This is a genomic window from Paraciimarium castrense LEGE 11436 (genome assembly GCF_056633055.1).
The window spans coordinates 94020-116574 of record NZ_JBSJOW010000001.1 but is presented as its reverse complement, the minus strand read 5'-3'; the positions used below and the strand labels follow the sequence as shown (position 1 = coordinate 116574).

Here is a 22555-nt window from a genome sequence, read left to right as displayed (position 1 = left end):
CCTACTTCCTCTGAACAGCGTTTGAGTACTCGGTGATCACCTCATCGACGAACTTCTTGTCGGCGCCGGCGAGTTTGGCGTAACAGCCCTGGCGCACCCGGCCCACCACCTGAATGATCGCGCCATTGGCGATCTGCTCCGGCTGAAGCCTGCCGGCGTTGGCCACCTGGCTGCCATAGCGGCTGGTCACCACATAGGTGATGGCCTTGGCATTGGACAACACGACCTGCTCCACCGGGACCTTGGACTCCACAGCGAGCTCGCAGACATTGACCGCGGCGGCCAGGGCCATGTCGTTCATCAACTCCATCGTGGCCGGCTTTCCGGCCGCGGCCGCCTGGGCGAAAGCCGGGGGGGCCAGGGAGGTGGTTGCAGCCATCGCCACAGCCAGGGAGGTGGTCACAGATGTGGCGGTGGTGGCAAGCATCCGCGCACTGAGGGCGGTGCAAACCTGGGGGAAACGGAACACGAAAACCGTGGGTGGGGCGTGCTGAATCACTCCACTGTGCCACCCGGAATCGGGCTCACCCAGTCTTCAGGCCCATTCACAGTCGGAGCGCAGACTGTCCATCCGGGCCAGATTCAGCTCAGCCGCCCCTCCGCTGATGGCCCCTGCTGACCCCCTGGTGCTGCCGCTGGCGGCGGTGGATCTGAAGGCCCTGCCCCAGGTGGGCGGCAAGAACGCCTCCCTCGGCGAGATGATCCGGGAACTCGGTGGCCAGGGGGTGCGCGTGCCGGGCGGCTTTGCCACCACGGCGGCCGCCTACCGCCACTTCCTCGCCGTCAACGGGCTCGAACCGCAGCTCAAAGACCTGCTGGAGGGCCTCGACAGCAGCGATCTCGGCGCCCTGCAGGCCGCAGGCGCCGCCGCCCGGGCCCTGCTGCTGCGCTCCCCCCTGCCGCCAGACCTGCAGCAGGCGATTGTGGAGGCCTTCCGGGCCCTGGAGCCCGGCGGCGAACCGCCGGCGGTGGCTGTGCGCTCCAGCGCCACGGCCGAAGACCTGCCCCAGGCCTCCTTCGCGGGCCAGCAGGACACCTTCCTCAACGTGCGCGGGGAACAGGCGCTGCTGGCCGCCTGCCGCCGCTGCTACGCCTCCCTGTTCACCGACCGGGCCATCTCCTACCGCCAGATCCACGGCTTCGAGCATCTGGAGGTGGCCCTCTCGATCGGGGTGCAGCGGATGGTGCGCTCCGACCTGGCCGCCTCCGGCGTGATGTTCAGCATCGACACCGAGACGGGGTTCCGGGACGCGGTGCTGCTCACCGCCGCCTACGGCCTGGGGGAAACGGTGGTGCAGGGCGCGGTGAACCCCGATGAATATCTGATCTTCAAGCCCACCCTGGAGCAGGGATTCGACGCGATCGTGCACCGGCGCCTGGGCAGCAAGGCGATCCGGATGGTCTACGCCGACGCCCCCCCGAGCGGTGCCGGCGCCCCCGAGCCCGGCCATGCCAGCACCCTCACCCAGCCGGTGCCGGAGCAGGAGCGCTGCCGCTTCGCCATCAGCGATGCCGAAGCCCTGCAGCTGGCCCGCTGGGCCTGTGCGATCGAGCGCCACTACAGCGCCCAGCGGGGTGCCCCCACCCCCATGGACATCGAGTGGGCCAAGGACGGCGGCAGCGGCGAGCTGTACGTCCTGCAGGCCCGGCCGGAAACGGTGGAATCCCGCCGATCAGCGGCTGTGCTGCGCACCTGGCATCTGGCACCCCACAGCGCCGAGCCACTCGCCCAGGGGAGAGCGATCGGCGCCTCGGTGAGCAGCGGGCGGGCCCGGATCCTCAGCCATCCCGGCGAGATCGCCCGGTTCTCCCCGGGGGAGGTGCTCGTCACCGAGCGCACCGATCCCGACTGGGAGCCGATCCTCAAACGGGCCAGCGCCGTGATCACCGACCAGGGCGGCCGCACCTGCCACGCGGCGATCATTGCCCGCGAGATGGGAATCACGGCCATCGTCGGCACCGGCGACGGCAGCCGCCGCATCCCCGATGGGGAAGAGGTGACCGCCAGCTGCTGCGAGGGCGATCAGGGCCGGGTGTACCGCGGCGCCCTGCCCTTCAGCGTGGAGGAGAGCCCCCTGGACGACCTGCCCTCCACCCGCACCCAGATCCTGATGAACGTGGGCAACCCCGAGGAGGCCTTCAAGCTGGCGGCGATCCCCTGCGACGGGGTGGGGCTGGCCCGGTTGGAGTTCATCATCGCCAACCACATCCGGGTGCATCCGCTGGCCCTGCTGGAGCCGGAACGGGTCAGGGACCCAGGGGAACGGCAGGCGATCGCCCAGCTCACCGCTGGCTATGCCGAGGCCAGTGAGTACTACGTGGATCGGCTGGCCCAGGGCATGGCGCGCCTTGCCGCGGCGTTCTACCCCCGACCGGTGATCCTGCGCTTCTCCGACTTCAAGAGCAACGAGTACGCCCGGCTGCTGGGCGGCGGCGGCTTCGAACCCCGCGAGGACAACCCGATGCTCGGCTGGCGCGGCGCCTCCCGCTACTACGCCCCGGCCTTTCGAGCGGCGTTCGGCCTCGAGTGCCGTGCCCTGTGGCGGGTGCGGCAGGCGATGGGGCTGGTGAACGTGATTCCGATGGTGCCCTTCTGCCGCACCCCCGAGGAGGGGGATCGGGTGTTGGCCGAGATGGCGCAGCACGGACTGGTGCGCGGCCAACACGGCCTGCAGGTGTACGTGATGTGCGAACTGCCCAGCAACGTGATCAGCGCCGAGGCCTTCGCCGAGCGCTTCGATGGCTTCTCGATCGGCTCCAACGACCTCACCCAGCTCACCCTGGGGCTGGATCGCGATTCAGCCCTAGTGGCGGATCTGTTCGACGAACGCGACGCCGCCGTGAAGGCGATGATCCAGCTGGCGATCCGCACGGCCCACCGCTGCGGCCGCAAGATCGGCCTCTGCGGTCAGGCCCCCAGCGACCATCCCGACTTCGCCGCCTTCCTGGTGGAAGAGGGCATCGATTCGATCAGCCTCAACCCCGATGCCGTGCTCAGCAGCCGCATCGCCGTGGCCGCGATCGAAGCCGAGCTGAGCTCGCGAGCAGGGGCCCCTGCGCTGGATCAAGACTCAGGCTGAGGCGGCGGCTCCCAGGGCTGGTTGTTCAGGCGCACCTCCAACGGCGGCAGTGCCACCACCTCCATGGTGGTGGAGGAGAGACTCACCCGTGGAGAAAAGCGCTCGAATTCTTCAAGGATCCGGGTGTAGATCTGATCCTTGATCAGGCGCCGTTTCTTGACATCCACCACGTAGCGGAGGGTGAACTCCATCCAGTTGTCGGTGAGCACCAGGGTCACCTGATGGTCGATGCGGGCATGCTCCAGCAGGTATTTCTGCAGCATCTCGGCCCAGGCCTGGCGCACGGCCTCGGTGAGCACGTCGCTCGCCACTTCCGCCCCGATGGTCTCAAGAATCCGGCGGGCCAGGCGGTGGTCACTGCCGTAGCGCACAGGCAGCCGCAGTTCGTCCCAGAGGAAGGGAAAGTCGCCGGAGTAGTTGAACACCGGCTCCTTGAACACGAAACTGTTGGCGATCCGCACGATGCGGCCGGAATAGAGGTCGGAATCCACCCATTCGCCCAGCTCCATCAAGGTGGTGCGCAGGATGCCCACATCGATCACATCCCCCTTGATTCCCCCCACCTGCACCCGATCGCCGGGCCGATAGAAGCCGCCGAAGGAGATGGCAATCCAGCCCGCCACGCTGCCGATCACCTCCTGGAGGGCAAAGGCGATCCCCGCACCGGCCACACCGATCGCCACGGTGAGGCCGCCCAGGCGGTCCTTGAAGATCACGGTGAGGCCCACCAGGGCAATGAAATAGCCGCTGAGGGCCACCAGCTTGCGGGCGTAGTAGCGGGCGTCGGCATCCCGCAGGTAGCGGGTGAGGGAGGCCTGGCTGGCGCGGATCAGCAGGCTGATCACCACGAGCACCGCCGCGGCCGTGGCGAACTTGACCAACAGCGGATCGCGGCTCCACTCCTGCAGCCAGCGCAGTGGCGGGGCCATGGCCCAGAGAGGCGCCAGCACGGCCATCACTCCGGCAGCGTCAGCCGGTAGGGCTCGCCGGGGATCGGATCAATGAACCGGGGGGGCTGGGGCCGGGCGGCGATGGCACAGGCAGCTTCGGCTGCACTGCCCCGCTGCCAGAGGGCGCGGCTGAGCAGGCCATCGAAACGCACCTCCCCACCCGCCGTGCTCGCCAGCACGGTGGCGGGCCGCAGCCGCTCCAGCAGCTGGGGCAACACCTGCCGGCCGCGCACAAAGGCCCCGGCCAGGGGAAGGCCCAGATCCACCACCGGAGTGATCACCGCATCGAGGGGCTCGGCCGCCAGGGTGGGGTCGAGGTAGCCGTGGGGCTCGAGGTAGAGGCTGCCGGCGGCATGGTCAAGCCGGTAGCCGTTCTCCACCTGGGGCACCGGGGCCCCCGCCGTGGCGAGGATGGTGAGCCCTTGGATGCTGTGGGACTGCCCTGGGGCCAGGGCGGTCACCTGCTGAAAACCCAGCTCCCGGGCGCGGCGGGCCGCCGTGGGGGACGCCACCACGGGCAACTGCGGATCCAGCAGCGCCAGACTGGCGGGATGGCAGTGGTCGGGCAGGCCCTGGGTGAGCAGCAGCAGATCCAGCCGTGCCGGGGCGGGCCAGGGACGGGGCAAATGTCCGTGGAACAACCACGGGCCCGGCGGGAACTCCAGGGTGCCGGTGAGCCAGGGATCCACCAGCACCCTCAGCTGGTCGAACTGCAGCAACCAGCCGTTGGCACCGAAGTAGGTGGCTTCGAGTCCGCAGACCTCGGGGGCGGAAGACATTCAGGAAAGCCGCTGCAGCAACAAGGGTTGGCGAAGCACAGAACCTCCCCTGCACCCCAGGCCAGACCCTAGGGAGAGGGGATGGGCATCGGGACCTGGGCGGGCCTCAACTGCCAAAGCTGCAGGGCATGGGCGCCGCTGCGCAGCACCGCCAGCACCGCCAGGGCAACGCAGAGGGGACAGTGGGCCAGACCCATGGGCAGCAGCGCAGGTCCCTGATGGGCACGGTGTTGCTCCCACGATGGCCAGGAGTTGAGAGTTGGTGGGGGCGACCAGGGACGATTGCAACAGAACCGGGCCGATCTACAACAGGGACACCGTCGAGGAGATCCCTTGCTGCGGCTGAGTGAGCTGAAGCTGCCCCTGGACCATGGGGATGCCGAGCTGCCGGCGGCGATCTGCCGGCGGCTGCGGCTCAGTGCCCCACAGCTGCGCGCCCACCACCTGGTCAAGCGCAGTGTCGATGCCCGCCGCGGCAAGCCGATCCAGCTGGTGTACAGCCTGGATCTGGTGCTCGATCTCAGTGAGCGTGAGCAGGAGCGGCTGCTGCAGCGCTTCCGCGGCGATCCCCACCTGAGGCCCAGCCCGGACAGCACCTATCACCCCGTGCTGCCCGCCGGCAGCGGCAGCAACAGCGCCGCAATCCGGCCCGTGGTGGTGGGCGCCGGACCCTGCGGCTACTTCGCCGCCCTGCTGCTGGCCCAGATGGGGCTGCGCCCCCTGCTGCTGGAGCGGGGGCCGGCCGTGAAGCAGCGCAGCGCCGACACCTTCGGCTTCTGGAAGGGCCAGCTGCCGTTCAACCCGGAGTCGAATGCCCAGTTCGGCGAGGGCGGTGCCGGCACCTTCTCCGACGGCAAGCTCTACAGCCAGGTGAGCGAACCCCTCCCCTACTGCCGCAAGGTGCTGGAGGAACTGGTGGCCGCCGGGGCCAGCCCGGAGATCCTCACGCACCACCACCCCCACATCGGCACCTTCAAGCTGGCCACGGTGGTGCGGGGGCTGCGGCAGCGGATCGAGGCCCTGGGCGGGGAAGTGCGCTTCGGCAGCAGGGTGGAGGGGCTGCTGCTGGCTCCCGGCAGCCGCAGGGTGCAGGGGGTGCGGCTGGCCGATGGCCACACCATCCCCGCCCAGGCGGTGGTGCTGGCGGTGGGTCACAGCGCCCGCGACACCTTCGTGAGGCTGGAGGAGTGTGGCGTGGCGCTGGAGCCCAAGCCCTTCGCCATCGGCCTGAGGATCGAGCATCCCCAGCCCCTGATCGACCGGGCCCGCTGGGGCGAGGCCGCCGGGCACCCCCGCCTCGGCGCCGCCGAGTACAAGCTGGTGCACCACTGCAGGGGTGCGGGCCTCAAGGGCCGTAGCGTCTACAGCTTCTGCATGTGCCCGGGCGGCCTGGTGGTGGGGGCCACTTCGGAGGCCGGTGCGGTGGTGACCAATGGCATGAGCCAGCACTCCCGCAACGAGCGCAATGCCAACAGCGGCCTGGTGGTGCCGGTGACTCTGGAGGATCTGCAGCCCTACGGCCGCTTCGAGCACGACCCGCTGGCGGGGGTGGCCTTCCAGAGGCACTGGGAACAGCTGGCGTTCGCGGCGGGTGGGGGCACCTACCAGGCACCGGTCCAGACCGTTGCCGATTTCCTGGCCGGCATCAGCAGTGAGGGGCCGGGGGAGGGAGCCACCACGGGCGTGGTTCCCTCCTACCAGCCTGGTGTTCACCGGGCCCACCTCAGCAGCTGCCTGCCGCCCTACGTGGTGGAGGCCCTCAGGGAAGCGCTGCCGGCGTTCGAGGGCAGGCTTCCAGGGTTCAGCAGCTCGGGAGCCCTGCTCACCGGCGTGGAAACGCGCACGTCATCACCACTGAGGATTCCACGCGATCGCACAACCTTCGAGAGCCTCAACACCCCGGGGCTCTATCCGGGGGGTGAAGGAGCTGGCTATGCCGGTGGAATCCTCTCCGCCGCCATCGACGGCATCAAGCTGGCTGAGCAAGTGGCCCTGGCCGTGGCTCAGCCGTGAGGAGTCACTCCTCCTCGTCCTCACCACCCAGGGGCACGAGGCGAATCTGCTTGCGGCCCAGCTTGATCTCGAATTCATCACCGGGCTCGAGGCCCAGCAAGGCGGTGTAGGCCTTGCCCACCATCAGATTGCCATTGAATTGCACCTTTGTGGAAAAACTGAGCTTGCGGCCTCCCTTGCCGGTGGAGGGAGCAGCGCCGAAATCGACTCCCTTGGCACTCAGCAGAGCCTCGTAGAACGCCGTGAAATTCAGCCGCTCACTGCCGTCTTTCTTGGTAGACACATAGCCGCAGGCCCGCACGAGATCGGATTTGCCAACATCGCCAAGCTCCTTGACCTTGTTGAGGAGGTCTGATCCGGTCAGCATGAAATCAGAATCGAACTACTCACATTATTACCATTCAACCCAACCGATTGCAAGCTCATATCATGACTCTGCAGGTTGTCTGGTTTCGACGGGATCTTCGGATCAGCGATCATCCAGCCCTGTGTCACATCCCATGCGGTGCAGGCATTCTGCCGCTTTTTATTCTCGATCCGGCCCTGTTGCAGCATCCCGAAACCGGGGCTGCCCGAGTAGCCGTCATGCTGGACAGCCTCGCCAGCCTTGCGAAGGATCTCCAAGCGCGTCAGTCACGCCTAGAAGTGCGCTGGGGCGAACCGGCCGCTACCCTCCTGCAGGTTGTCCGCGACTACCGCGCTGATGGCGTTGTGGCCCATGTGGACAGTGAGCGCATCGTGGGCCGGGTCCGTGATGCCCGCGTCAATCGCGCTCTGGCCGAGGCGGGCATTCCGATCCGCTGGATAGAGCCTCCGGGAGCCGTGGCTGCCCTGCTGCCCTACAGCGAGTTTCGCCGATCTTGGCACGCCGCGATGGCAGAGCCGGCCCTGCCCGCCCCCACCCGGCTGCGCACTCCTCCCCACCCCGACGGACCGCCCTCTCGCCTGCCCGAGCTGGCGGCCCTGGGGCTGGTGGACGACGGCAAACCCCGGCCGCCAGCCGGCACGGCGGCAGCCCTGAAGCGGCTGAAGCTGTTCTGCAGCCAGGGCGTGTCGTCGCGCTACTACTGGCAGCTCAGCTATCCCGCCGCCCGCGCCAGTTCCGGCCTCAGCCCCTACCTCAAGTTCGGGGTGGTGAGCCATCGCCAATGCCTCCATGCCATCGCGCCGCTGCGGCACGGGGACAGCGGCCAGCAGCGCAGCTGGCGGCAGCTGGTGAGCCGCCTGCGCTGGGGCGCCGGCATGGCCCAGCGCTTTCGCTATCTGCCCCAACTGGAACTGGAGCCCCTCTGGCACTGCCACCAGCAGGAGGCCGGGCTCAACGCCCGCCAGGAGGAGCTGTATCTGCGCTGGCAGGAGGGGTGCACCGGCTTCCCGATCGTCGATGCCGCCTCCCGTTGTCTGCTGGCCACCGGCGGCTGGCATGAGCTCAACTTCCGCAGCCGGGCCATTCACGCCAGCTTCCTCACCAATCTCTGCGGCATCGACTGGCGCTACGGCGCCCTGCACTACATGCGCCATCTGCTCGATGGCGACTGTCCCATCGATCATTACCAGTGGGCGATGCAGGCGGGCGTCACCACAGGTGGCGGCGAGAAGCATGGCGGCGACACGGGGGGCCAGGGGGCCTGGACCCGCATCTACCACCCGGGGCAGCTGGCGGTGGACCGCTGCGACCCCCAGGGGGTGTTCGTGCGTCGCTGGCTGCCGGAGCTCGAAGACCTCACCAACGACCAGCTGGGCCAACCGCCTGCCATGGCCGACTACCCACCGCCCATGCTCGACTACGCCAGCGCCCGAGCGGACCGCCTGGCCTGGCTCCAGAAGCGGCGTCAGGGATGGAGACGGGGCGGCTTCAGTGCCATGCCGAGCGATGTCACCCCCTTCGGAGCCAGCCGCATCCCCGGCAGCTGCACTGACTGGTGCCAAGAGCGCCATCCGGCCCTGTTTCCGGAAGGCCTGGAGCCCGGCAGCCTGGAGAGAGAGGAGCAAGCCGCCCTGGAGAGCTGGTTCATGGGCGGCCGCGCGCCCATGGAGCGGCCCCGTGCCACCCGGCGTCAGCGCGACAGCAGCGTGCAGCAGCTGGAGCTGTTCGGCGGCGAGCCCGCGGGCTGAATCAGGCGGCCTGGGGCTGGCTTTGGATCAGCCCTGGGCCACGATGCCGCTCCACTGCACCGCTTTCACCTGGTCACGGCGCCAGGAGTGGAACAGCTCGCTCTCGGTCACGGTGCAGAGGGGGCAGGTGGCGATCTGCTCGGCGGGGATGCCGCAGTGCAGCAGCTGGGATCGGGCAGCGGCCCGGATGTCGAGCCGGTCGTGGCCGGGCTCGGGATCGCCCAGCAGGGCACCACAGGCCTGGAGGGCCTCAAGGGCCTCAGCAGTGGCCGTGGGGGCGGCGGTGGACTCAGACGTGAGGCTGAGGGCCACCCGTTCGCTCACATCGCCCAGCACCTGATACCGCTGGCCCGACACGGCGGGACCCAGGGCCACCAGCAGGTCAGCCGCCCGGCTGCCGGCGGCCTCCAGCTGGGCCACCGCCGCCGGCAGGATCCGCCCGGCCACGCCACGCCAGCCGGCATGGCAGACCGCCACCCTGCCGCTGCGGGGGTCGGCCAGCAGCACGGGGGTGCAGTCGGCACCGCACACCCACAGGCTCTGGGCGCCGGCATCGCTGACCAGCCCATCCGCCTCGGGCCAGGGCTCCATTGCCGCGGCGCTGGCGGGCAGCACCAGACTTCCGTGGACCTGCTGGGGCCGGTGAACCGTCACGCCGGCACTGAGATAGCCAACCAGCACCTCGGGAGTGCGGCCCTGCCACTGGCGCGTGAAAAAGCCGTGCTCAAAGCCCGCGAGCAGGTCGGACTGCAGGTAGTAGCCGCCGTAGCAGCCCACCCAGGTCCAGCCAGTCAGTTGATTGAATCCCGCATCAGGCCGATCAAACGGCGGTGGCACGGCCTCAGCCATCGGGCAGGTCCCGCAGCAGCCAGAACCCCTCGAACCGCTGATCGCTCTCGCGGCTCTGCACGGCGATGAACTGCAGGCCCGCTGCCTGCTGCCGCGACGTGGCGAAGGCCTGGGCCGCCGCCTCGGCCTCGGCCTCGGGCAGGCTGGCCAGCAACCAGCGATCATCCATGCCCGCTTCCAGCACCAGCTGGGTGCCCACGATCTCCAGGCGCACCGGCTCGAGGCCAGCCAGCCAGCCAGCCACAGCCAGGGCGCGGCTGGAGCTGAACAGCCGCAGGCCAGGCACGCCAGCGTCAGCGGCGGCGTCCTCAGGCAGGGGCACCAGGCCCGAAAAGCCGCTGTCCCAGGCCTTCGCCCCGGCCAGGGCACTCACCGGCAGGCTGGCCCAGGCCCAACTGTCACCCCGGGCGGCCTCGGGCAGGGGCACCGGCACAGGACGCACGGCCTGGGGAGGCGGTGCCAGGGGGCCGGCCAGGTAGCCCTCCTGCTGGGGATAGACCTCCCGTTCGCGCTGCTGCAGCCAGCCCACCAGGGCATAGGTGCGGCGGCTGGGGATGAGGTCCAGACCCAGGCCCTCGGCCGCCCGCTGCACCATGGTGCGCATCGAGGCCCGCCAGCAGCGCAGCCGCCGCGGCGGCGCCACCCCTGCGGCGGTCGCCTCGGCCTGGGCGGCCTGCAGGGCCTCCCGCAGCCAGATCGAATTCACGCTGGAGGCGGGGCAGGCCCGCACCCAGCGAAAGCTGTCGCCGGCCGCAGCGCCGTCCTCACCCACCTCGGGGGTGGAGCAGATCAGCAGCTCCCAGCGTTTTTTGCCCTCGGAATCAAGGATGGGGCGGGAATAGAAATCGAGCTCCCAGTCGGGGCCGATCGGCGAGCCAGCCGCAGTGGAGGCGATGGCCACAGCCACGGGCGCCCTGGCAGCGGGATTCATGGCAGCGGGCTCAGTGGCAGCGGGCTCAGTGGCAGCGGGCTTGGAGGCTGGCGTCTCAGAAGCAGGGGGCCGGGCCGGAACGGGAGGCGTCGGAGGATTCAGATCGCTCATCCGGCCGCCTGTTCTTGCTGACGCAGCAGCGACCGGGCCCGGTTGGCCCTGTCGGCGGCCTCCTCCATCACCCGCTGTTTGTCCACCAGCAGCTCGCCGGCCTGGCCCTCCAGCAGGGCCGTGTTCAGGGCAATCCGACCCCGCCCGGGGTCGAGGTCGGTGACCAGGGCGCAGAGCCGCTCGCCCTGGCTGAAGGCCTCGCGCAGATCGCGCAGGTCGGCACCGGTGATGCAGCTGGCGTGCAGCAGTCCGCTGATGCCGCCCAGATCCACAAAGAAGCCATAGGGCTTCACCGACACCACCACGCCCTCCACCAGCTGACCCACTTCCAGCTGGCTGAAGCGCGCCGCCGTGGCCGCCTTCTTCTCCGAGAGCACCAGCTTGTGGGTCTCGGCGTTCACCTCCAGGAAGGTGACCCCCACGGTCTTGCCCACCAGGGCCTCATGGTTGTCGCCCTCCACGAGCTGGGAGCGGGGGATGAAGCCCCGCAGCCCCTCGAGATCGCAGGTCACGCCGCCGCGGTTGAAGCCGCTCACCTTCACCTGCACCACCTTGCCGTCCTTCTCCAGCCGCCGCACCTTCTCCCAGCTGTGGCGCAGGGCCAGGGCGCGGGCACTCACCGTGACCATGCCGTCGGCGTTCTGCTCCCGGGTCACCAGCACCTCCACGGCGGTGCCGCTCGGGAAGCGCTCCTTGAGGTTGGTGATCACGCCGAGAGCGGCCTCCTTCTTGGGCATGAAGCCCGGTGCCTTGCCACCGATGTCCACATAGACACCGTCGCTCTCGAGGCCCACCACCACACCGGTCACCACCTCACCGGTGGAGCCCACGAAGTCCTGCTCGTCAAGGGCGGCGAGAAAGGCCTGCTCGTCGAAATCGAACTCGTCGACGCTGCGGCTGACGGGACGATCAGCGGACTCGGCGGCTCGTGGGCGCCCCTGGCGGGAGCCATCGGGCCCCAGCAGGTCGGCCATGGTGAGGCCCTCCATGCCCCCCAGGTCAAACAGCTCGTCGTCCGTCCGCGGGGCTGCCTGGGGCTGGCTCTGGGGCGCGTGGACCGGGGCTGCAGCCCGAGGGCTGGCTGGGGCCTGCTGGCCAGCTGCCGGCGCAGCGGCAGGAACCGGAGCCGGCGGCTGATCCTTCTTGATCAGCAACACCTGGGGGGGCTTGCGCTGCGGGGGCTCCGCGCCAGAACGGGGCGGCCTCGGCGGCACGGGCCGGGAGGACGGGGCTGGCGAGCTGTTGCCTGGTCCGACCATCGGTGCGGCTGCTGAGCGCAGCACACTGTAGAGATTGGATTCATGGGATTTCGGTGGGAGTCAGGCCCCCCCCGCCCCGATGCCACCCAGCCCCCTTCCGCCCCGACCCCGGCCGCCGCCATGCCCCTGCAGCACGAACTGATGGCCTTGCCCTGGCCGGAGGTGCAGCGGGCCGCGGCGCGCAACGGCAGCACCGTGATCTGGCCCTGGGGCGCTGTGGAGCAGCACGGCCCCCAGTTGCCCCTCGGCACCGACGCCCTCTTCGCTGAGCGACTGGTGGAGGCGGTGCTGGCCCGGCTGCCCCAGGGTCGGCCGATCTGGCGGCTGCCGCTCCAACCCCTGGGGTTCTCGCCGGAGCACCTGGGCTTCCCCGGCACCCTGAGCCTGCCATCCCATGTGGTGGTGGAGCTGGTGCAGGGGATCGGCCAGCAGCTCGCTGCTGCCGGTTTCCGCAGGCTCGTGCTGCTGAACGGCCATGGCGGCCAGATCGCCCTGCTGCAAGCGGCAGCGCGGCAGTTGCGGGCCGCCGCGCCCCAGATGGCCGTGTTGCCCTGCTTCCTGTGGAGCGGGCCTGAGGGGCTGGGCCCGCTGTTGCCCCAGGCCGAACGGCAGCAGGGCCTCCATGCCGGCCTGGCGGAAACCAGCCTGATGCTGCATCTGGCGCCTGAGCAGGTGGGGCCCGAGCGCCCCCGCGACGGTGTGGATGGTCCGGCGCCCCCCGAGGGCTGGAGCCTGGAGGGGGCGGCCCCCTGCGCCTGGCTGAGCCACGACCTCAGCGGCAGTGGCGTGATCGGTGACAGCCAGGGGGCCACGGCGGCCCTGGGGGCTGACCTGTTCGAGCGCCTGGTGGACGGCTGGACGCGCCGGCTGGAGTCCCTGCTGACCAGCGAATGGCCGCCGGTGGCCCCCCCGGCAGCGGAGCAGACGGATTACTGAACAAACGGGGCCCGGGCCCGGGTGGCTGTTCGGACAACCGCTTGGCCCAGTTCCACCCGAGGTGGTTACAGTCTGGCGATTGCTTGACCTGCGGCCCCTATGGCATCTGTCGCCCACCCTGCTGTCATCGAAACCACCAGTGCCGCCGGCAGCGGCCAGGCTCCGGCCGACGGTCTGCCGGATTTCGCCAGCCCCTCCTACAAGGACGCCTACAGCCGCATCAATGCGATCGTGATCGAGGGTGAGCAGGAAGCCCACGACAACTACATCTCCCTGGGCACCCTGATCCCTGACCAGGCCGATGAGCTGGCCAAACTGGCCCGCATGGAGCTGAAGCACATGAAGGGCTTCACCGCCTGTGCCAACAATCTGAGCGTCACGGCAGACATGCCGTTCGCCAAGGAATTCTTCTCCCCGCTGCACAGCAACTTCCAGAAGGCGCTGGCTGAAGGCAAGGTCACCACCTGTCTGCTGATTCAGGCCATCCTGATCGAAGCCTTCGCCATTTCGGCCTACCACATCTACATCCCGGTGGCAGACCCCTTCGCCCGCCGCATCACCGAGGGGGTGGTCAAGGATGAGTACACCCACCTCAACTATGGCCAGGAGTGGCTCAAGGCCAATCTGGAGAACGTGCGCGAGGAGCTCGAGCAGGCCAACCGGGAGAATCTGCCTCTGGTGCGCAAAATGCTCGATCAGGTGGCCGATGACGCCGCCGTGCTGCTGATGGACAAGGAAGATCTGATGGCCGATTTCCTCAGTTCCTACCAGGAAGCCCTGATGGACATCGGCTTCACCGGGCGCGAAATTGCCAAGCTGGCCGCCGCTGCTCTGGTCGGCTGACGACCTGCCCCACACCCCCCATGGGAGGATGTAGCGTCCGCAACATCCTCCACCTCTGCGCATGTTCGGCCTCATTGGGCACTCCACCAGCTTTGAGGAGGCCAGGGCCAAGGCTCGCTCCCTTGGATTTGACGAGTTCGCCGATGGGGACCTCGACATGTGGTGTTCAGCCCCACCACAGCTGGTCGAGCACGTGGAGGTCACCAGCCGTACGGGGAAAGTGATCAAGGGTGCTTACATCGATTCGGTGTTTGTGCCAGAGATGTTGCGTCGTTTCAAGACGGCGAAACGCAAGGTGCTCAAGGCCATGGAGCTGGTGCAGCGCTCCGGCATTGACATCACCGCCCTGGGTGGTTTCACCTCGATCATCTTTGAAGACCTCAATCTGTTGCGTGAAGAACGCATCAGTGCCGTCCAGCTCGATTGGAATCGCTTCACCACCGGCAACACCCACACCGCCTGGGTGATCTGTCAGCAAGTCGAACGCAATGCCCCCAGACTGGGCATCGACCTGGCCAGGGCCAAGGTGGCCGTGGTGGGCGCCAGCGGCGACATCGGCAGTGCGGTCTGCCGTTGGCTGCAGCGGGGGGGCGTTGGCGAACTTCTCTTGGTGGCCAGGCGGCCCCAGCCCCTGGTGGAGCTGCAGGAGAGCCTGGGGGAAGGCAGGATCCTGCCGCTGGAGGAGGCCCTGCCCGAAGCCGATGTGGTGGTGTGGGTGGCCAGCCTGCCCCAGAGCCTCACCATCGACACCGGCAGCCTCAAGCGTCCCTGCCTGATGATCGACGGCGGCTACCCCAAGAACCTCGACACCAAGGCCGCCGCTGAGGGCATTCACGTGCTCAAGGGCGGCATCGTGGAGTTCTGGCAGGACATCGGCTGGCAGATGATGGAGCTGGCCGAGATGGCGGTGCCCGAGCGGCAGATGTTTGCCTGCTTTGCCGAGGCCATGCTGCTCGATTTCGAGGACATCCACACCAACTTCAGCTGGGGGCGCAACAACATCAGCCTGGCCGCCATGGACCTGATCGGCGAGGCCTCCCTGCGCCACGGCTTCCAATCCCTGGGTCTGGAGCCGGCCAGCTCCTGGTCGCCCGCCCTTTCGATCGCCTGACCAGCGCGTTCTTCCTCCCCGTTCCCCAGCCACCCCATGGCCCGCCGCGCTCTGCTCGAATTCGAGAAACCTCTGGTGGAACTGGAGGATCAGATCGAGCAGATCCGGCAGCTGGCCCGCGATTCGGAAGTGGACGTGAGCCAGCAGCTGCTGCAGCTGGAAACCCTGGCCACCAGGCGGCGCAAGGAGATCTTCGACGGCCTCAGTGCCGCCCAGAAGATCCAGGTGGCCCGTCACCCCCAACGGCCCAGCACGCTCGACTACATCCAGCTGATCACCGACAGCTTCCTGGAGCTTCACGGTGACCGCCGCGGCTCCGACGACCGGGCGCTGGTGGGCGGTGTGGGCCGGGTCAACGGCATCAGCGTGATGCTGCTGGGCCACCAGAAGGGACGCGACACCAAGGAGAACGTGGCCCGCAATTTCGGCATGGCCTCCCCCGGCGGCTACCGCAAGGCGATGCGCCTGATGGAGCATGCCGACCGCTTCCGGCTGCCGATTCTGAGTTTCATCGACACCCCCGGGGCCTATGCCGGCGTCCTGGCCGAAGAGCAGGGCCAGGGGGAGGCGATTGCCGTGAACCTGCGCGAGATGTTCCGGCTGCGGGTGCCGATCCTGGCCACGGTGATCGGCGAGGGGGGATCCGGTGGTGCCCTCGGCATCGGCGTGGCCGATCGACTGCTGATGTTTGAGCACAGCGTCTACACGGTGGCGTCACCCGAGGCCTGCGCTTCGATCCTGTGGCGCGACGCCGGCAAGGCCCCCGAGGCCGCTGAAGCCCTGAAGATCACCGGAGCCGATCTGCTCAGGCTCGGCATTGTGGATCAGGTGTTGCCTGAACCCTCCGGCGGCAACCACTGGGCGCCGCTGCAGGCGGCCGACACCCTCAAGGCCGCCCTGCTCGATCAGCTCGGCCAACTGAGCAGCCTTGACGCCGACGGGCTGCAGCAGGCGCGCTACCAGAAGTTTCGCCGCATGGGCCAGGTGCTGGAATCCGGCGCCCCAGAGCGCTCGCTCCGCTCTTAAGGTTTGAGTCAACCGCTTGGAAGGGCCCCACCGAGGTCCTCGGTTTCCAGCCTTCCAAGCCGTCGTCACCCCCGTCCCCCTTGCCCACAGTTCTGATCACCGGCTCGTCCCGAGGGATTGGGGCTGCAGCAGCTCGGCGTTTTGCGGCGGCAGGTTTCGATCTGCTGCTGCTGGCTCGCGATGGCGAGGCCTTGGCGCAGCAGGCGGCTGACCTGGCCAGCTCAGGCTGCCGGGTGGAGGTTGAGGCCATCGACCTCGGCCAGAGCGACAACGTGGTGCCTGGGCTGGAAGATCTCTGCTCCCGGGGACTTGAACCGGATGTGGTGATCAACAATGCGGGGATGGCCTGCACCGGCGCGTTGACCACCATGGCCCTGGCCCAGTGGCAGCAGCTTCTGCAGCTCAATCTCACGGCGGTGTTCCAGGTCTGCCAGTGCCTGGTGCCCCGACTGCGGGCCCGGGGGGGGGGATTGATCATCAACGTGAGCAGCCATGCAGCGCATCAGGCCTTCCCTGACTGGGGGGCCTATTGCGTCAGCAAGGCAGCCCTCGCTTCGCTCAGCCGTTGTTTGGCTGTGGAAGAGCGTGGGCATGGAATTCGTGTCAGCACGCTCACCCTGGGTGCGGTGAATACTCCCCTCTGGGACAGTGAAACCGTCCACAGTTCATTCGATCGCCATGCCATGCTTGATTCCGAGCGGGCCGCCGATGCCCTGCTGTACCTGGCCCAACAGCCCGCCACCCAGGTGGTGGACGATCTGACCCTTATGCCGGCCGCCGGCGCGCTCTGACCCCTATGACGTCCACGTTCCCTTCCAGTTTCAGTGCCAGCGGCTCGGCACCCAACACCACTCCCATGCCGATTTCCCTGCGTATCCGGGATCGCCTCGAGAAGGAGGGAGTGTCCTTCTTCGCCAACGACAACATCGCCAATCACCTCCAGGATGGTGAGCTCGATCAGCTCGAGATCGAAGTGGCGGGCAAGGTGCGCGAACTGCTGCGCAGCCTCGTGATCGATATCGACAACGACCACAACACCGAGGAAACCGCGGAGCGCGTGGCGCGCATGTACCTGCACGAGGTGTTCAAGGGCCGCTACCACCACCAGCCCAAGATCGCCAGCTTCCCCAACGTCAAAAAGCTGGACGAGATCTATACCGTTGGCCCCATTTCAGTGCGCTCGGCCTGCTCCCACCACCTGGTGCCGATTCTCGGTAACTGCTGGATCGGGATCAAACCCGGCGACCAGGTGATCGGCCTGTCCAAATTCTCCCGCGTGGCCGACTGGGTGTTCTCCAGGCCCCACATCCAGGAAGAAGCCGTGATGATCCTGGCTGATGAAATCGAGCGCCTCTGCAAGCCCCAGGGGCTGGCGATTCTGGTGAAGGCCCAGCACTACTGCATGAAGTGGCGTGGGGTCAAAGAACCCCAGACCAGCATGGTGAACTCCATCGTCCGCGGAGACTTCCGCCACGACCCGAGCCTCAAGTCTGAATTCTTTGAGCTCGTCAAGCAGCAGGAAGCCGTTCTCTCGACCTAAGCAGCAATGGCCGCAGCAACGGCTCTCTGCTGATCCGCATCAGGGCTGGATCGGCCCCACCGGCGGGGTGGCCTGGCGACGGCTTGATGGCTGCGCCATCGCCTCAGTGCTCCCTTCCCCGCCATCAACGGTGACCACGAGCATCACCTGCCGGCCCACATCCTCGGGCTGGAGGACATAGGTGGGGCCTTCGGCCGCGCTGATCAGCAGCCAGCTGGTTTCGTCCGGCGCCCGGCGATACCAGTGGTAGGCCGAAGCGGGCAAGGCCGCCAGGGCATCGGCATCCGCCACCGCCTGGAGCAGGGCACCCTCGCTGGCCTCGCCCGCCAACTCCAGGGATTCAAGGCCCTCGATGCTCTGTTCAACGGCGTCCTCCTGGCTGATGGTGCCGGCGATCTCCTGGCGCAGGGCCCGGATCTGGGCCTCGGGGTCCGTGCTGACCCCTGGCACACAGGAGAGCTGGCCATCGAGCAGCTGGCATCCCACCAGGTCCTGGGCCTGGGCAGGCACGCCGCTCAAGAGCAGCAGCGCAGCGAAACAGCCACGGCGAAACACTTGCAGGGACACCATGGGGGCAGGTCGAGACGTGCCTAGATCCTGCCTCAGGGGCCCGCAGCGCCGCTGCCCCTCACGGCAGCCACCAGAGCCTCCACCCTGCTGAGGTCTTTGTCCGCCGGAGCCCGCTCGACGCCGCTGGAGGCATCCAGACCGGTGGGACGGACCCGGGCGAGCACGCCAGCGACCCGCTCGGGCGCCATGCCGCCCGCCAGCCACCAGGGCAGGGGGCTGCTCCACCCGTCCAGCCACTCCAGGGGAATCCGATGGCCCGTGCCGCCCAGCTGATCCGGCACCCAGGCATCCAGCAGCAGGGCATCCACATGGGGGCCATAGGCCTGGGCCTGGGCCAGGTCGGCGGCGGAGCGGATCCGCAGGGCCTTCCAGAGCGTGCAGCCCAGGCGCCGGCGCAGGGCGCCGCACTGCTCAGGGCTTTCGCCGCCGTGCAGCTGCACGATCCGATGCCCCCGCTCTGGCAGCAGCGCCGCCAGCTGCTCCTCGCCGGGGTCAGCCACTACCAGCACGCCGGCACAGGCCGGAGCCACCGCCTCAATGGCGGCGAACAGGGCCGGGCGCTGCGCCTCGGCCACGAAGCGGGGCGAGGACGGCACGGCGATCACCCCGATCGCCTCCACCCCCAGGGCGGCCACCGCGGCAGCCTGGCCGGGATCGCGCAGTCCGCAGATCTTGAGTTGGGTGCGAGGCCGCATCGGCAGCGGGGTGGGGAGCTGCTTTCTAGGATCGGGGAGGACAATCGCCGGAGCGCAGCCGGCATCGGGGAAGGAAGCCTTGGGTGAACACCATGAGTAAGTGCTGTGGGTGAAGGTTGGCAGCTGATGAGCATCCGCGGCATCCCGTTGCGGATTCACCCGAGCTGGTTCGTGATCCTGCTGGTGGCCACCGCCGCCTTCCAGCAGCAGTACAGCGCTGGCCTCGGGGCCAGCCTGGGGGCCGCTGGCCTCTGGGGCCTGGGCCTCGGCACGGCCCTGCTGCTGTTCGTGTCCGTGCTGCTGCATGAGCTCGGCCACTCCTTTGTGGCCTTGGGCGAAGGCGTCAAAGTGCGCAGCATCACCCTGTTCCTGCTGGGTGGGGTGGCCAGTGTGGAGCGGGAGTGCAGCACTGCCATGGGCGCCCTGAAGGTGGCAGCTGCCGGCCCCGCCGTGAGCCTGCTGCTGGGGGTATCGCTGCTGGCCTCCACCCATGCCGCCAGCCACGTGGCCCCCTGGCTGGGGGCCATGGTGTCTGAACTCGGCACCCTCAACGTGGTGCTGGCACTGTTCAATCTGCTGCCCGGCCTGCCGCTGGACGGTGGACTGATTGTCAAGGCGCTGGTGTGGCAGGCCAGTGGCAGCCAACGCCGCGGCGTCGAGGTGGCCAACGCCTGCGGCCGCTTTCTGGCCTTCGGTGCCATGGCCCTGGGCATGGTGTTGCTGCTGCGGGGCGGCGGCATCGGTGGAGCGTGGCTGATTCTTCTCGGCTGGTTCGGCCTCGGCGCCGTGCGCAACCAGCAGCAGCTGCTCTCACTTCAGAGCGCCCTCAGCACCCTTCAGGTGAAGGAGGCCGCGGGCCGCCGCTTCCGAGTGCTGGAGGCCAGCGCCACGTTGCGGGAGGTGAGCCGCGCGCGGCTCAACGAGCCCAGCCCTGTGGGAAGTGCCGACTGGCTGCTGGTGTGTGAGCGCGGCCGCTGGCAGGGGCTGATCGACGACGAGGCTCTCAAGCAGGTTCCCGTGCAGCGCTGGGACAGCGACCGCATCGCCGACCATCTCCAACCCCTTTCCAGTCTGCCCTCGATCGCCGAAACGGCGCCGCTCTGGCAGGCGGTGCAACTGCTGGAAACCGACCAGGCCAGCAGGCTGCTGGTCTTGAGTCCGGCAGGGCTGCCCTGCGGCACCCTGGAGCGCCCCGATCTGGGCGAGGCGGTGCTGCAGAAGCTCGGCCTGAAGCTGCCCGCACCACTGCTGGAAGCGGCACGGCGCCAGAACATCTACCCCTTGGGCCTGGCCCTGCCCCAGGTGGTGCGCGGCATGGTGGCCTCCGGTGAGGCCCAGCCCTCAGCGAACCCTGGCAGCTGAAGGCTCGCTGAGCCCCAGCAACACCGCCACGCCGGCCAGCTCCGGGGCTCGCAGCGGCTCGGGGCTCAAGGCCGGCAGCGGGAAGGGCAGGAGTTCTCGAGCGGCGTTCAGGAGCACAGCTTCGAGCTCCGCGCCCGCACAGGCCAGCGGCTTCAGGCGCGGGGCTGGGCTGCCGAACAGCTCCTGCCAGAGGCTCGGCGAGGGAGCCAGCTGGATCGAACCGTGCTGGAGCAGCTGGCCGCCCCGCCAGAGCTGGGCACTGCCGATCCGCTTGCTGCCATCCGTGTGGACCAGATCAGCGGCCGTGGCCAGGTCAAAGCAGTTGGCCGAAGCCAGCGATGGCTGCTCGCTGCCAAGCCTCAGGGGCTGACCGAGCTGCTCGAAGGCCCGCTGCAGCCAGTGGCTGGCCTCGGCATAGGCCTGCACTTTGCGCGGCGGGGGGGTGGGCCAGATCAACGCATAGCTGAGGTCGCCGCCATGGAGCACCGCTCGCCCACCGCTGGGGCGACGCACCAGATCAATCCGGCCCGCGGCAGCCAGCTCCAGCCAGTGCTGAGGCCAGCGGTGCTGGTGATGGCCCAGGGAGAGGGTCGGGCGCAGCCAGCGGTAGAGGCGAAAGGCGGGGCGTTGCTGCGCCAGCAACCAGGCGTCAATGGCCATCTGCCAGGCGCCCCCCAGGCAGCTGCCAGGCAACCAGCGCCCGCGACTGGCCTCCCTCGGGCTGTCCCCCCCCGGGCTGGAGAATGCTGGAGCTACGGACCGCATCCCTCCAGATTGATCCCTCAAGCGAGCGAGCTGCTGCCCTTCCTGCCGCTGGGCCTGCTCGCCGGAGTGCTCTCGGGCCTGTTGGGCGTGGGCGGCGGGCTGGTGTTCTCACCACTGCTGCTGTTGCTGGGGCTGGAGCCCCACCAGGCCCTGGCCACCAGCACCCTGGCGATCGTGCCCACCACCCTGGGCGGCACCTGGACGCACCTGCGCAGCCGTACCTTGCCCCTGCGCAGCGGGACGGCCATCGCCCTGGGCGCAAGTCTTGGCGCCGTCGTCTGCAGCCGCCTGGGCACGGCGCTGGAGGGCTCCCTGTTGCTGGCCCTGCAGGCCGCCCTCTACCTGGGGCTGGCCCTGCTGATCCGGCCCCGCACGGCCCAGCCTGCCTCGGCGCCGCCGCGGCAGGCGCCCCTGGGCGCCCTGGGCGCCGTGGGGGCAGTGGCCGGCCTGGCCAGCGGCCTGCTGGGCGTGGGCGGGGGATTGTTGATGGTGCCCCTGCTCGGCCAGGGGCTGGCGGTGCCGCTCCACCTCGCCATCCGCTACAGCACCCTGGCCGTGCTGGCCTCAGCGGCCACTGCAAGCGCCACGTTCGTGGCCGATGGCCGCGGTCTCTGGACGGTCGGCCTGGCCCTGGGGGCGCCAGCCGCCCTGGCGGCGCAGTGGTCGGCAGCCAGGATGGAGCGCTTGCCCGAAGGACTTCTCGTGATGCTGTTGCGCGGTCTGACGCTGCTGCTGGCGGCTGACAGCACCCGCCGCGCCCTGGCCCTCTGGACCTAGGGGTGGGGGCTAGGGACGGAGCTGCTGGTCGCCATCGGGACCACCGGTGCTGGCTGGAGCCAGAGGCAGCGGCTCCCAGAAGGCGGGATCCACCTCCAGACCGAGCACCGCTGCCATCTGACCCAGGCCATGGCGGCAGTTGAGCCCATGGCCCCGGGCCCAGGTGTCGAGCAGAAACAGCCGGTGCGGCAGCCAGAGCTCCAGGGCCTCGGGGGCAAAGCGCAGGCCCTCAGACCGGCTGAAGCCATGGGGCAGCAGCATGGCCACATGGCGGCTGAGCTGACCACTGCTGCGCTCGATCAGCAGGGGCAGCCACGGCAGGGCTGCATCGGCCCGCAAGCACCAGAGCCGCAGCTCCGGGATTTCGGAGAGCTCACGGGGGTCATCGGCTTGGCGGGGCCACACGAAGCTGAGGCTGAGGGTGCCGCCCAGCCGCAGCAACTGATCCGGCGGCAGGGCGATCCAGGCGCTGAGGGGGCTCAGGTCCAGGGCCCGAATGGCGTCGGCATCCACCAGGACAGGGCCGGGTTGGGCAGGGGGCACCGGGGGCGAGGGGGGCATCAAGAGCTGTGACAGCAGGGCGGCCGCGGCTGGACCGTAGCGGGATGAGGCCAAACAATGGAGGGGTCACCTGTTTGCCCTCTCCTGCCATGGTCTCCGCTCTGACTCAAGCCGAGATTCTGATCGCCCTGGTGGTGGCTGCCCACGCCGGAGTTCTGGCCGTGCGGCTCTGCTTCAGCCTCTACAAGGCCTGAACCAGCCCTTGGCAAGGGGACCTGAACCCGTTAGAAGCATTCAGCACTCCTTGAGCCTTCTGCGTTGGCACCCCCGCTGCGGTCCGTT

General features: G+C 68.8%; 24 protein-coding genes. 12 read left to right on the top strand and 12 right to left on the bottom strand.

All coding sequences use genetic code 11. The features are described from left to right. Position 1: 1 nt before the first annotated feature. Positions 2 to 427: a hypothetical protein gene (locus ACWJIO_RS00665; protein WP_480310710.1), complete on the bottom strand. Its 426-nt coding sequence runs from the start codon at positions 425 to 427 to the stop codon at positions 2 to 4. Positions 428 to 605: 178 nt separating this feature from the next. Between ACWJIO_RS00665 and ppsA the strand changes: the two genes are divergently transcribed. After that, positions 606 to 3080, top strand: coding sequence for a phosphoenolpyruvate synthase (ppsA, locus tag ACWJIO_RS00660; RefSeq protein ID WP_480310709.1), 2475 nt, complete (start codon positions 606 to 608; stop codon positions 3078 to 3080). Here the strand turns inward: ppsA and ACWJIO_RS00655 are convergent. The 3 genes from ACWJIO_RS00655 to ACWJIO_RS00645 form a co-directional block, all read right to left on the bottom strand. Then, positions 3065 to 4009, bottom strand: coding sequence for a mechanosensitive ion channel family protein (locus tag ACWJIO_RS00655; protein ID WP_480310708.1), 945 nt, complete (start codon positions 4007 to 4009; stop codon positions 3065 to 3067). The two genes, ppsA and ACWJIO_RS00655, sit on opposite strands and share 16 nt — an antisense overlap. A gap of 26 nt (positions 4010 to 4035) precedes the next feature. Then, positions 4036 to 4809 carry an MBL fold metallo-hydrolase gene (locus ACWJIO_RS00650; protein ID WP_480310706.1) on the bottom strand — a complete coding sequence of 258 codons (774 nt, stop codon included), beginning with the start codon at positions 4807 to 4809 and terminating at the stop codon, positions 4036 to 4038. 68 nt (positions 4810 to 4877) lie between these two features. Further along, complete coding sequence (locus ACWJIO_RS00645) at positions 4878 to 5006, bottom strand: hypothetical protein (RefSeq protein ID WP_480310705.1); 129 nt, start codon at positions 5004 to 5006, stop codon at positions 4878 to 4880. A gap of 136 nt (positions 5007 to 5142) precedes the next feature. Here ACWJIO_RS00645 and ACWJIO_RS00640 point away from each other — a divergent pair, with 136 nt between their 5' ends. Then, a complete protein-coding gene (locus tag ACWJIO_RS00640; protein WP_480310704.1) occupies positions 5143 to 6822 on the top strand; it encodes an NAD(P)/FAD-dependent oxidoreductase in 1680 nt (559 codons plus the stop codon). Between the two features lie 4 nt (positions 6823 to 6826). Here ACWJIO_RS00640 and ACWJIO_RS00635 read toward each other — a convergent pair whose 3' ends face one another. After that, a complete protein-coding gene (locus ACWJIO_RS00635; protein ID WP_480310702.1) occupies positions 6827 to 7189 on the bottom strand; it encodes an AbrB family transcriptional regulator in 363 nt (120 codons plus the stop codon). 62 nt (positions 7190 to 7251) lie between these two features. Between ACWJIO_RS00635 and ACWJIO_RS00630 the strand changes: the two genes are divergently transcribed. After that, complete coding sequence (locus ACWJIO_RS00630; RefSeq protein WP_480310701.1) at positions 7252 to 8937, top strand: FAD-binding domain-containing protein; 1686 nt, start codon at positions 7252 to 7254, stop codon at positions 8935 to 8937. Between the two features lie 27 nt (positions 8938 to 8964). On the opposite strand, the gene pgeF is transcribed toward ACWJIO_RS00630, so the two are convergent. The 3 genes from pgeF to ACWJIO_RS00615 form a co-directional block, all read right to left on the bottom strand. Next, on the bottom strand, positions 8965 to 9786 hold the full coding sequence (gene pgeF / locus ACWJIO_RS00625; RefSeq protein WP_480310699.1) for a peptidoglycan editing factor PgeF: 822 nt from the start codon (positions 9784 to 9786) through the stop codon (positions 8965 to 8967). Beyond that, a complete protein-coding gene (locus tag ACWJIO_RS00620; RefSeq protein WP_480310697.1) occupies positions 9779 to 10717 on the bottom strand; it encodes a Tab2 family RNA-binding protein in 939 nt (312 codons plus the stop codon). The genes pgeF and ACWJIO_RS00620 overlap by 8 nt, the downstream gene beginning before the upstream one ends. A 107-nt stretch (positions 10718 to 10824) precedes the next feature. Then, positions 10825 to 12087, bottom strand: coding sequence for a S1 RNA-binding domain-containing protein (locus ACWJIO_RS00615; RefSeq protein ID WP_480310695.1), 1263 nt, complete (start codon positions 12085 to 12087; stop codon positions 10825 to 10827). A 120-nt stretch (positions 12088 to 12207) separates the two neighbouring features. Here ACWJIO_RS00615 and ACWJIO_RS00610 point away from each other — a divergent pair, with 120 nt between their 5' ends. The 6 genes from ACWJIO_RS00610 to folE all read left to right on the top strand — a co-directional run bounded on the left by ACWJIO_RS00610 (position 12208) and on the right by folE (position 17543). After that, positions 12208 to 13023, top strand: a complete 816-nt coding sequence (locus tag ACWJIO_RS00610) for a creatininase family protein (protein WP_480311483.1) — start codon at positions 12208 to 12210, stop codon at positions 13021 to 13023. A gap of 99 nt (positions 13024 to 13122) precedes the next feature. Then, entirely contained in the window at positions 13123 to 13866 is a 744-nt protein-coding gene (locus ACWJIO_RS00605) for an aldehyde oxygenase (deformylating) (RefSeq protein ID WP_480310694.1), read from the top strand. A gap of 61 nt (positions 13867 to 13927) precedes the next feature. Next, on the top strand, positions 13928 to 14977 hold the full coding sequence (locus tag ACWJIO_RS00600) for a long-chain acyl-[acyl-carrier-protein] reductase (protein ID WP_480310692.1): 1050 nt from the start codon (positions 13928 to 13930) through the stop codon (positions 14975 to 14977). 36 nt (positions 14978 to 15013) lie between these two features. Beyond that, positions 15014 to 16003, top strand: a complete 990-nt coding sequence (locus tag ACWJIO_RS00595) for an acetyl-CoA carboxylase carboxyltransferase subunit alpha (RefSeq protein ID WP_480310690.1) — start codon at positions 15014 to 15016, stop codon at positions 16001 to 16003. 80 nt (positions 16004 to 16083) lie between these two features. Continuing rightward, on the top strand, positions 16084 to 16794 hold the full coding sequence (locus ACWJIO_RS00590) for an SDR family oxidoreductase (protein WP_480310689.1): 711 nt from the start codon (positions 16084 to 16086) through the stop codon (positions 16792 to 16794). A 5-nt stretch (positions 16795 to 16799) separates the two neighbouring features. Next, the gene (gene folE, locus ACWJIO_RS00585) at positions 16800 to 17543 is read left to right on the top strand and encodes a GTP cyclohydrolase I (RefSeq protein ID WP_480310688.1); all 744 of its coding nucleotides are present in this window, start codon (positions 16800 to 16802) and stop codon (positions 17541 to 17543) included. 39 nt (positions 17544 to 17582) lie between these two features. On the opposite strand, the gene ACWJIO_RS00580 is transcribed toward folE, so the two are convergent. Both ACWJIO_RS00580 and ACWJIO_RS00575 read right to left on the bottom strand, forming a co-directional pair. After that, complete coding sequence (locus tag ACWJIO_RS00580; protein ID WP_480310687.1) at positions 17583 to 18113, bottom strand: hypothetical protein; 531 nt, start codon at positions 18111 to 18113, stop codon at positions 17583 to 17585. 32 nt (positions 18114 to 18145) lie between these two features. After that, positions 18146 to 18808 carry a phosphoribosylanthranilate isomerase gene (locus ACWJIO_RS00575; protein ID WP_480310686.1) on the bottom strand — a complete coding sequence of 221 codons (663 nt, stop codon included), beginning with the start codon at positions 18806 to 18808 and terminating at the stop codon, positions 18146 to 18148. A 105-nt stretch (positions 18809 to 18913) separates the two neighbouring features. Between ACWJIO_RS00575 and ACWJIO_RS00570 the strand changes: the two genes are divergently transcribed. Continuing rightward, positions 18914 to 20170, top strand: a complete 1257-nt coding sequence (locus ACWJIO_RS00570; protein WP_480310685.1) for a site-2 protease family protein — start codon at positions 18914 to 18916, stop codon at positions 20168 to 20170. On the opposite strand, the gene ACWJIO_RS00565 is transcribed toward ACWJIO_RS00570, so the two are convergent. Continuing rightward, entirely contained in the window at positions 20150 to 20830 is a 681-nt protein-coding gene (locus ACWJIO_RS00565) for a lipoyl protein ligase domain-containing protein (RefSeq protein WP_480310683.1), read from the bottom strand. The genes ACWJIO_RS00570 and ACWJIO_RS00565 overlap by 21 nt on opposite strands. A 114-nt stretch (positions 20831 to 20944) precedes the next feature. On the opposite strand from ACWJIO_RS00565, the gene ACWJIO_RS00560 reads away from it, so the two are divergent. Then, a complete protein-coding gene (locus ACWJIO_RS00560; protein WP_480310682.1) occupies positions 20945 to 21712 on the top strand; it encodes a sulfite exporter TauE/SafE family protein in 768 nt (255 codons plus the stop codon). Between the two features lie 9 nt (positions 21713 to 21721). Here ACWJIO_RS00560 and ACWJIO_RS00555 read toward each other — a convergent pair whose 3' ends face one another. Beyond that, complete coding sequence (locus ACWJIO_RS00555; RefSeq protein WP_480310680.1) at positions 21722 to 22273, bottom strand: CRR6 family NdhI maturation factor; 552 nt, start codon at positions 22271 to 22273, stop codon at positions 21722 to 21724. Between the two features lie 89 nt (positions 22274 to 22362). Between ACWJIO_RS00555 and psaM the strand changes: the two genes are divergently transcribed. Next, positions 22363 to 22467 carry a photosystem I reaction center subunit XII gene (gene psaM / locus ACWJIO_RS00550; protein WP_480310678.1) on the top strand — a complete coding sequence of 35 codons (105 nt, stop codon included), beginning with the start codon at positions 22363 to 22365 and terminating at the stop codon, positions 22465 to 22467. The last annotated feature ends 88 nt before the right edge of the window (positions 22468 to 22555 follow it).